The following is an 8,990-nucleotide window of genomic DNA, read 5'->3' as shown; positions in this document are numbered from 1 at the left end:
CCGCCGTCGACCTGGAACCAGCCGTCCGGCATCGGCTTCAGGCCGGCGTCGTCGTCGGAGTCGGAGTCGTCCGAGTCGTCGGAGTCACCGGGGGTCGTCGGGGCGATCGTGTTCCAGGCGACGAGCGTGCCGCCGCCGCGGGTGCCGCCGTCGGGCGAGGTCGGGTCGGCGACCAGGTAGATCACCCGGTTGAGCGAGGTGGGCGTGTACGTCGTGCCCTCGCCGACGACCGGGCCGTCCCAGTCGTCGAGCCGCCACTCGTAGGTGAAGGTGGTGCCGGCCATCCAGTTGGTGGTCGGGCGCACGGAGATCGGCGTGCCGACGACGGCGACCGGGTCGCCCCACGCGTCGGTGGTCGTCCCGGAGAAGACGAAGTCGGTCCACTCGTCCGGCGCCTCGACGCGGTCGTCCACCTGCGGGTCGCTGTCGACCGGGGTGGTCTCGACCGGCGTGGTCGGCTGCGGGGTGACGGGGCCGGCGGCGGGTGCCTCGGCGAGCACGACGCCGAGGTTCTCCTCGAGGACGGTGCTGTGCTGCTCGTCGGCGAAGGCGAGGACCGTCAGCTTGAGCTGCTTGCCGAGGTCGGCGGACGTCGGGGTGAACTGGGCGGAGGCCCCGCGCCAGCCGTTGTCCGTGCGCCAGTCCCAGAAGTACTCGGTGTCGGCCGGTACCGGCTCGGTGCGCTCGAGCGTCAGCGTCTGGCCGACGACGACGACGCGGTTGCCCTGCTGGTCGAGCGAGTAGCCGGAGACGCGGAAGCCGCCGGCGGAGAACGACGGGCCGGAGTCGGCGGAGCCCTGGTCGGTGTCCGGGACGTCCTGCTCCGGCGTGGTCGTGCCGGTGGAGGGCTGGTCGACGACCGGGGTGGTGTCGGCCGGGACGTCGCTGTCGGACGCGTCGCCCTGCGCCGGGGTGTCCGGCGTCGGCGAGGTGTCCTCCTCGGAGCCCGACCCGGTCGTGACCGGCGAGGGCTCGACCGGCGTGGACTCCGTCGGCGTGGACTCCGTCGGCGTGGACTCGGTCGGCGTGGACGAGCCCTGCTCCTGGGTGTCCGGCTGCGGCTGCGGGTCGGCGGGCTGCTGCGGGTCCGCGACCGGCTGGACGTCGACGACGTCGGTCGGGTCGGTCTCGCCGTCGTCGGCGACCGCGGCCCCCGCCGGGATCAGCATCGCCGCGACGACCGCGGCGGTCGCGAGGGCGACGGGACGCCTCATGCGCCCGGATCGCGTGCGCGAAGTGTGCACTGGGTTCTCCCCCTGTCGGACGGGGGCGACCCCCGTGCTCGTGGAACGGGGGCCTCATCGGCGGTCCGGGGGGCCGCTGCAGGAGAACTGAGGGACGGCGTCGCGCAGGGGGGTGCTGGCACCCACCGCGGTGCCGGTGCCCTGGTGGTGCGCCTGCCCGCGCGGCCGGGGAGGGCCCGACGTACCGTGAGGTGATGGCGATCGGAGACGACTCCGGCCTCGACGACGGCCGGGTGCTGGTGCGCGGGGACCTCGTGGTCGAGGTGCCCACGCGGTGCGTGCGCGTCGCGGACCGCCCGGTCCCGCTGACCCGGAGCGAGTTCGAGATCCTGGTGGCGCTCGCGGAGCGCGCCGGTCAGCCGGTGTCCAAGGACGAGCTCGCGGTGGCGGTCGCGGTGCACGGGCCGCACGCGGTGCCGACGCCGACCGACGCGGACCGGCGCAGCATCGAGGTGCACATGGCGAACCTGCGCCGGAAGCTCGCCGAGGGGTCGGGGGACCGGACCGCGATCAGCACCGTGCGCGGGCTGGGCTACCGGCTCGCGCCGGAGGTCCGGGTCCCGGACCAGCGCGACGGCACCACGGGCTGAGCCGCGTCGCCGCCGCGCCGGACCGGGCGCGGGTCGGTCGGGGTCAGCGTGTCGCCGCGGCGAGCGCCGCGCGGAGCCCCTCGGCGTCGAGCTCGGCGCCGTACGCGGGCGTGTCGCGCTGGAACCGCCAGCCCTCGGCCAGCGGGCCGGCGTCGACGACGTCGAAGCCCCACCGGTCGATGAGCGCGGTGACCTCGGCCTTGGCGTCCGCGTCGTCGCCGGCGATGGCCAGCGCGCGGCGGCCGGGGGTGCCGGCGGGGGTCCCCTTCGACGTCAGGTCGGCGGCGGTGATGTGGTTGAACGCCTTGACGACCCGGGCGCCGCCGAGGTGGTCGGCCAGGAGCTCGGCGCTGGTGGTCGTGCCCTCGTCGAGCGCGGCCACGTGGCCGTCGCGCTCCCAGTAGTAGTTGTTGGTGTCGATGACGACCTTGCCGGCCAGCGGCTCGGCGGGCACCTGCGCGTAGGCGTGGAACGGCACGGTGACGACGACGACGTCGCCGTCCGTCGCGGCCTCCTCGGCGGTGCCGGCACGCGCGCCGTCGCCGAGGTCGGACACCAGGTCCACGAGCGTGTGCGGACCGCGCGAGTTGCTGAGGACGGGCGTCTGCCCGTGCTGGACGGCCAGGCGGGCGAGCGCGCCGCCGATGTGGCCGGCGCCGATGAATCCGATCGTGGTCATGCCGGGGCAACACCGCCGTGCCCCGCCGTTGTTCCTGGTCACGCGACCCGGTTCCGCCGTGGGGAAAAACCGTTGGTGCGCGGGGCGGGGCGGACGTACGGTCGAGGCACACGGGAAGGAGGTGGTCCGAGACATGAAGTCTTCTTGGACGCGTGAGGTGACTGCCCGCTAGTCGCGGACAGCAGTGTTCGGACGGATTGCGATCCGTTCGCCGCGCCGCCGGTCCGACCGGCGACCGCGACGGGCGAATCCCCGCAGTCACCGCAGCCCGTGGGAGCCGCGAGCTCGTCCTTCGCGGCAGGGCCCTCCAGCAGGAGGCCCGGCCCACGGGCTGTTCCCTGCCCGGGCGCGGACGCCCGGGATGCCCCGACGCCCGGCGCCCGGGCTCAGGCGGCCCCGAGCCGCGCCAGCAGCCCCGCGCGCACCCCGGGCCACTCGTCCGGCAGGATCGAGAAGTACACGGTGTCGCCCCGGGAGCCGTCCGGCGCGAGCCGGTGGTTCCGCAGCACGCCCTCGGGCACGGCGCCGAGCCGGGTGATCGCCGCGACGGAGCGGGTGTTCCGGGTGTCGGCCCGCAGCGCGACCCGCGCGCAGCACCAGACGTCGAAGGCGTGCTCGAGCATGAGCAGCTTGCAGGCCGGGTTGTTCGACGTGCCCCACCAGCGCGGCGCGAAGAAGGTGTGCCCGATCTCGACCCGGGGCACCCGCAGGTCGCGGTCGTAGAACGACGTGCTGCCCCGGACCTCGCCGGTGGCGGCGTCGAGCGCGGCGAACGCCAGCCGGCCCGGCGCGTCGCGGGCGCGCCCGATCTCGGCGCGCCAGCCGTCGACGCCCGCGGGCAGCGCGGAGGACATCCCGGCCCACACCCGCGCGTCGACGAACGCGGCGAGCGCCTCGGCGTGCGGGAGGTCGAGCGGGACGAGGCGGGCGCCGTGGCCCTCGAGGGTGACGTCGTGCAGCACGCGGCGAGCATGCCGCACGCGACCCCTTGCCGTCGATGGCTAATGGCATTAGCCTGTGGGCTATGGACAACAACGACGCACGACGCACGCTGCACCTGCCGCGGCCCGAGGGGAGGGTCGCCTACGACGACGCCGGCGCCGGGCCGCTCGTCGTGATGGTCCCCGGGATGGGCGACCTGCGGTCCACCTACGACGAGCTCCGCGCCGCCCTGCTCACCGCCGGCTACCGGGTCGTGACGACCGACCTCCGCGGGCACGGCGACTCCGACGCCACCTTCGGCACGCACGGCGACGAGGCGACCGCCGGGGACGTGGCCGCGCTGGTCGAGCACCTGGCCGCCGGGCCCCCGGTGCTGGTCGGCAACTCGATGGGCTCCTCGGCGGTGGCGGTCGTCGCGGCCGACCGGCCGGAGCTGGTCCGCGGCCTGGTGCTGCTGGCGCCGTTCCTCCGCGACCCGCAGCTCCCCGGCGCGGTCCGCGCGCTGATGCCGGTGGTCTACCGGGCGATGCTCGCGGCCCCGTGGGGCGCCGCCGCCTGGGCCGGCTACTACCGGTCGCTCAACAAGGGCACCCGGTCGCCGCGGCTCGACGAGCACGCCGCCGCGATCCGGGCGAGCCTGCGCCGCCCCGGCTACCTGCGGCAGTTCCGGGACCTGACGCTCGCGCTCACCCACGCGCCGGTCGAGGCCCGCGTGCCGCGCATCCAGGCGCCCGCGCTCGCGGTGGTCGGCGCGCTCGACCCCGACTGGAAGGACCCCGCGGCCGAGCTCGCGTGGATCCGGGACGCGATCGGCGCCCGCGCGGTGCTGGTGGCGGACGCCGGGCACTACCCGCAGCACCAGACCCCCGGGGTCGTGGCCGAGGCGGTGCTGGGCCTGCTCGCGGAGGTCGCGCCGGCGGCGCCCGCCGCTCCCGCCGCCCCCGCCGCTCCCGCCGCCCCCGCCGCGCCGACGGACCGGGGCGCCGGTGCCTAGGACCGGGCTGTCCCGCGAGGCGGTCGTGCGGATCGCGCTCGACGTGGTGGACGCGGGCGGGCCCACCGGGTTCGCCGACCTGACGCTCGCGAAGGTCGCCGCCGAGGCCGGGGTGGCGACGCCGAGCCTGTACAAGCACGTGGGCTCGCTGGCCGCGCTCCGCCGGGAGGTCGCCGTCCTGACGGTGCAGGACCTCACCGCGCGGCTGGTCGACTCCACCGTCGGCCGCTCCGGTCCCGACGCCGTGCGGGCGCTCGCCGGCGCCATGCGGGGCTACGCGCACGCCCACCCGGGCCGGTACGCCGCGGTCCAGGTCGCGCCCGACCCGGACGACCCCGAGGCGGCCGCGCTGGCCGCGGCCGCCGGGCGCACGGTCGAGGTGATCGCGGCCGCGCTGCGCGGGTTCGACCTGCCCGAGGAGCGGTCGGTCGACGCCGTCCGGGCGATCCGGGCCGGCGTGCACGGCTACGTGACGCTCGAGCTCGGCGGCGGCTTCCGGCTGCCGCAGGACCGCGACCGCAGCTTCGACGTGCTGGTCGGGATGCTGGTGACCGGCGTGGCCGCGCTCGCGGCCGGCGACGCCGGGGCGGCGGGCTGATCCGGCCACCCGCCCGCGTCTAGGGTGGGCGCGTGGCCGAGCTGAAGACACCCCGGGAGATCGAGGCGATGCGGGCGGCGGGCGCCTTCGTGGCCCGCGTGCTGAGCAGCCTGCAGGACGTCGCCCGGGTGGGCATGACGCTGAAGGAGCTCGACGCGCACGCGCACCGCCTGATCGACGACGCCGGCGCGCACTCGGTCTACCTCGGCTACCACCCGTCGTTCGGCGCGATGCCGTACCCGGGCGTGCTGTGCACCAGCGTCAACGACGCGGCGCTGCACGGCCTGCCGTCGGAGCAGGTGCTCGCGGACGGCGACGTGCTGAGCATCGACTTCGCGGCCCAGGTGAACGGGTGGGTCGCGGACTCCGCCCTGACGTTCCAGCTCGGCACGCCGGACCCCGACTCCCAGCGGCTGATCCGGGTGACGGAGGAGGCGCTCGCGGCCGGCATCGCGCAGGCGCGGCCGGGCAACCGCATGGGCGACATCTCCGCGGCGATCGGCGAGGTCGGCCGCGCGGCGGGCCTGGGGATCAACGCCGACTTCGGCGGCCACGGCGTCGGGCGGACGATGCACGAGGACCCGCACGTGCCGAACCTCGGCCGGCGCGGGACCGGCATCAAGCTCAAGGCCGGCCTGGTCATCGCGATCGAGCCGTGGTTCATGGCCGGCGGCGACGGCTACGTGATCGACCCCGACGGCTGGACGATCCGCACCGCCGACGGCTCCCGGGCCGCGCACGCGGAGCACACGGTGGCGATCACCGCCGACGGGCCGCTGGTGCTCACGGCCCGCAAGGGCTGACCGGCGGCGGGCGGCCCCGCCGCGCCGCAGCGCCGCCGGCGCCCGCAGAGCCCCGCCGCCGAGCCGACGCGCGGCCGACGCCCCGCGTTCACCGCGCGGTCGCCCCCCGGCCAGCGCCGTCGGCGACCGTGAGGCGGACGCCCGTCGCGGTCGCACGGACGCCTGGACGGGCGGGGGCGGCGCACGCTCGGGGGAGGTCGGGCGCCGCCCCCGCCTCTCCGCCGGCCCTCCACGGCGAGATAGGACGGCCGCGTCGAGATAGGACCCGGCACGGCCCTATCTCGCTGGGCAGGCCCTATCTCGGCGTGGGAGAGCGACGCCGCCGGGTCACGCGCGCAGGTGCGCCCACTCCCCGGGGTTGACGGTGAGCCACTCGCCGAGGGACTGGGCCGGGCGGCCGGACAGCCGGCGCACGATGGGCGACGGGGTGGCGAGCTCGCCCGCGGCGATCGCCGTGTACGACGAGACCCAGCCGTCCACCTCCCACGGCTCGGCGGCGTAGCCCGCGCGGGACGCGTACGCCTCCTCGATGGTCTCCGGGTGGTACGTGATCGCGCGGCCGGTCGCGGAGGACAGCACCTGCGCGGCCTCGGCGAGGGTGTACCCGCTGGGGCCGGTGACGTCGTAGACCGCGCCGTCGTGCGCGTGCTCGCGCTCGTCGAGCAGCACCGCCGTCGCCACGTCCGCGACGTCGTCGTGCGCCACCGCCGCGACCAGGCCGTCGCCCGCGGGCCCGCGGATGACGCCGTCCTCGCCCACGAACCGCACGATCGCGTCGTGGTACAGGCAGTCCCGTAGGAAGGTGAACCGCAGGCCCGAGGCGCGGACGTGCTCCTCGGTGGCCCAGTGGTCCCGGGCGAAGGTGAACGTCGCGTCGGGGGCGGCACCCATGAACGACAGGTAGACCACGCGCTCGACGCCCGCGTCGACCGCCGCGTCCACGGCGGCCCGGTGCTCGGCGACCCTGTCGGCGGACTCGCGGCCGGAGACGAGGAACACCGTGCGCGCGCCCGCGAACGCCGCCCGCATCGACGCCACGTCGCGGTAGCCGGGGCTCAGCGCGACCTCCGTCTCCGTGCCGGGGATCGACGGGGCGCGGTCGGCGGAGCGGACGACCAGGCGCTGGTGCGCGCCCTCCGCGGCCAGCCGGACGGCGAGCCGCCGGCCCACCCGGCCCGAGGCGCCGGTCACCACGATCAGGTCGTCGTCCATGCGTCTCCTCCGCACCGGTCGGGCCCGCGGGGCGCGGGTGCCCGGCTGGCAGCGACGGTAGCGGGACCGGGGCGCGTCGGCGACGGGGACCGACCGGAACCCTCACGTTGCGTGAGAGTACGATCCGTCTGCCTCCCCACCGACCCGGAACGGATCCCGCGTGCCCGCGACCCCCCAGCCCGCCCCCGCGCAGCCCGACGGCGCGCACCCCGCCGTCCCCGAGGCGGACGCCTCCTGGTCGGTGCGCACGGCGCTGCGCTCGCCGGCCCGGCTGCGCACCGAGGTGCTGGGCGGCCTCGTGGTGGCCCTGGCGCTGATCCCGGAGGCGATCTCGTTCTCCATCGTCGCCGGCGTCGACCCGCGGGTCGGGCTCTTCTCGTCGTTCGTCATGGCGGTGTCGCTGGCGTTCCTCGGCGGCCGGCCGGCGATGATCTCCGCCGCCACCGGGGCGGTCGCGCTGGTGGTCGCGCCGGTCGTGCGGGACCACGGCGTCCAGTACCTGCTGGCGACGGTGGTCCTCGGCGGCGTGGTCCAGGTGGCGCTGGGCCTGGCCGGCGTCGCCCGGCTCATGCGGTTCATCCCGCGGTCGGTGATGGTCGGGTTCGTCAACGCGCTGGCGATCCTCGTCCTCGTCGCGCAGCTGCCGCACCTGGTCGACGTGCCGTGGGTGGTCTACCCGCTGGTCGTGGCCGGGATCGCGATCATCGCGCTGCTGCCGCGGCTCACGACCGTCGTGCCGGCGCCGCTGGTGGCGATCGTGCTGCTGACCGTCGTGACCGTGGTCGCCGGGCTGGCGGTCCCGCGGGTGCGGGACCAGGGCGAGCTGCCGGACAGCCTGCCGTCGTTCCTGCTCCCCGACGTCCCGCTGAGCCTCGAGACGCTGCGGATCATCGCGCCGTACGCCGTCGGGCTCGCGCTGGTCGGGCTGCTCGAGTCGCTGATGACCGCCAAGCTCGTCGACGACGTCACCGACACGCACTCGGACAAGACCCGCGAGGCCTGGGGCCAGGGCGCCGCGAACGTGCTGTCCGGCCTGTTCGGCGGCATGGGCGGCTGCGCGATGATCGGGCAGACGATGATCAACGTGAAGGTCTCGGGCGCCCGCACCCGGGTCTCGACGTTCCTGGCCGGCGCGTTCCTGCTGGTCCTGGTGGTGGTGCTCGGTGACGTGGTCGGCGCGATCCCGATGGCCGCGCTGGTGGCCGTCATGGTGATGGTGTGCGTCGCGACGTTCGACTGGCACTCCGTGCGGCCGTCGACGCTGCGCCGGATGCCGCTGAGCGAGACCGCGGTGATGCTCGTGACCGTGGCGGTCACGGTCGCCACGCACAACCTCGCGTACGGCGTGGTGTCGGGGGTCCTGGTCGCGACGGTGCTGTTCGCGCGCCGGGTGGCCCACCTGACGACCGTGACCCGGCTCGACGCGGGCGAGGACCCCGGCGTGCGCCGGTACGCGGTGTCCGGGGCGCTGTTCTTCGCGTCGTCCAACGACCTCGTCTACCAGTTCGACTACGACGGCGACCCCGCGCGGGTGGTGATCGACCTGGCGGACGCGCACGTGTGGGACGCGTCGACGGCGGCGGCGCTGGACGCGATCGTCACCAAGTACGCGGCGAAGGGGAAGGCGGCCGAGGTGGTCGGGCTGAACGCGGACAGCGCGCGGCGGCTGGGGCGGCTGGCGGAGGCGCTCGGCAGCGGCGGGCACTGAGGGCGGCGGGGCGGGGGCACCGGCCCGGGTGCCAGGATGGACGCCGGACCCGACGACCCCTGGGAGGAGCCGGCGTGACGGACGACCGCTACCGCGTGATGACGGTGTGCACCGGCAACATCTGCCGGTCCCCGATGGCCGAGGTGGTGCTGCGCGCCCGCCTGGAGGACGCGGGGCTCGGCGACCGGGTCCTCGTCGACTCCACCGGGGTCAGCGACGA

Annotated in this window: 8 protein-coding genes and 2 pseudogenes; 6 read left to right on the top strand and 4 right to left on the bottom strand. The window is 76.0% G+C overall.

Annotated features, from left to right (window positions below; genetic code table 11):
* Positions 1-1,214, bottom strand: a pseudogene (locus VER05_RS00975) (hypothetical protein); the annotation flags it as partial.
* 224 nt (positions 1,215-1,438) lie between these two features.
* Here VER05_RS00975 and VER05_RS00970 point away from each other — a divergent pair.
* A complete protein-coding gene (locus VER05_RS00970; protein ID WP_324843537.1) occupies positions 1,439-1,834 on the top strand; it encodes a winged helix-turn-helix domain-containing protein in 396 nt (131 codons plus the stop codon).
* Between the two features lie 43 nt (positions 1,835-1,877).
* On the opposite strand, the gene VER05_RS00965 is transcribed toward VER05_RS00970, so the two are convergent.
* Positions 1,878-2,513, bottom strand: coding sequence for an NADPH-dependent F420 reductase (locus VER05_RS00965; RefSeq protein ID WP_324843536.1), 636 nt, complete (start codon positions 2,511-2,513; stop codon positions 1,878-1,880).
* Between the two features lie 386 nt (positions 2,514-2,899).
* Entirely contained in the window at positions 2,900-3,475 is a 576-nt protein-coding gene (locus VER05_RS00960) for a GNAT family protein (RefSeq protein ID WP_324843535.1), read from the bottom strand.
* 62 nt (positions 3,476-3,537) lie between these two features.
* Between VER05_RS00960 and VER05_RS00955 the strand changes: the two genes are divergently transcribed.
* From VER05_RS00955 to map, 3 genes are read left to right on the top strand one after another with little or no spacing between them, the layout of a single operon-like run.
* Positions 3,538-4,449 carry an alpha/beta hydrolase gene (locus VER05_RS00955; protein WP_324843534.1) on the top strand — a complete coding sequence of 304 codons (912 nt, stop codon included), beginning with the start codon at positions 3,538-3,540 and terminating at the stop codon, positions 4,447-4,449.
* The gene (locus VER05_RS00950; protein WP_324843533.1) at positions 4,442-5,047 is read left to right on the top strand and encodes a TetR/AcrR family transcriptional regulator; all 606 of its coding nucleotides are present in this window, start codon (positions 4,442-4,444) and stop codon (positions 5,045-5,047) included. Before VER05_RS00955 ends, VER05_RS00950 begins: the two co-directional genes overlap by 8 nt.
* Positions 5,048-5,079: 32 nt before the next feature.
* Positions 5,080-5,850, top strand: a complete 771-nt coding sequence (map, locus tag VER05_RS00945; protein WP_324843532.1) for a type I methionyl aminopeptidase — start codon at positions 5,080-5,082, stop codon at positions 5,848-5,850.
* 327 nt (positions 5,851-6,177) lie between these two features.
* On the opposite strand, the gene VER05_RS00940 is transcribed toward map, so the two are convergent.
* Entirely contained in the window at positions 6,178-7,062 is an 885-nt protein-coding gene (locus VER05_RS00940; protein WP_324843531.1) for an NAD(P)H-binding protein, read from the bottom strand.
* 160 nt (positions 7,063-7,222) lie between these two features.
* Between VER05_RS00940 and VER05_RS00935 the strand changes: the two genes are divergently transcribed.
* Together VER05_RS00935 and VER05_RS00930 are read left to right on the top strand one after the other, a co-directional pair.
* Positions 7,223-8,770, top strand: a complete 1,548-nt coding sequence (locus tag VER05_RS00935; protein ID WP_414647529.1) for a SulP family inorganic anion transporter — start codon at positions 7,223-7,225, stop codon at positions 8,768-8,770.
* A 98-nt stretch (positions 8,771-8,868) separates the two neighbouring features.
* Positions 8,869-8,990, top strand: a pseudogene (locus VER05_RS00930) (low molecular weight phosphotyrosine protein phosphatase); the annotation flags it as partial.

This window comes from Cellulomonas sp. (assembly GCF_035634735.1).
Lineage (GTDB): Bacteria > Actinomycetota > Actinomycetes > Actinomycetales > Cellulomonadaceae > Cellulomonas.
Note: the sequence above shows the minus strand (reverse complement) of the source record. Positions and strands in the feature narration are given on the sequence as shown.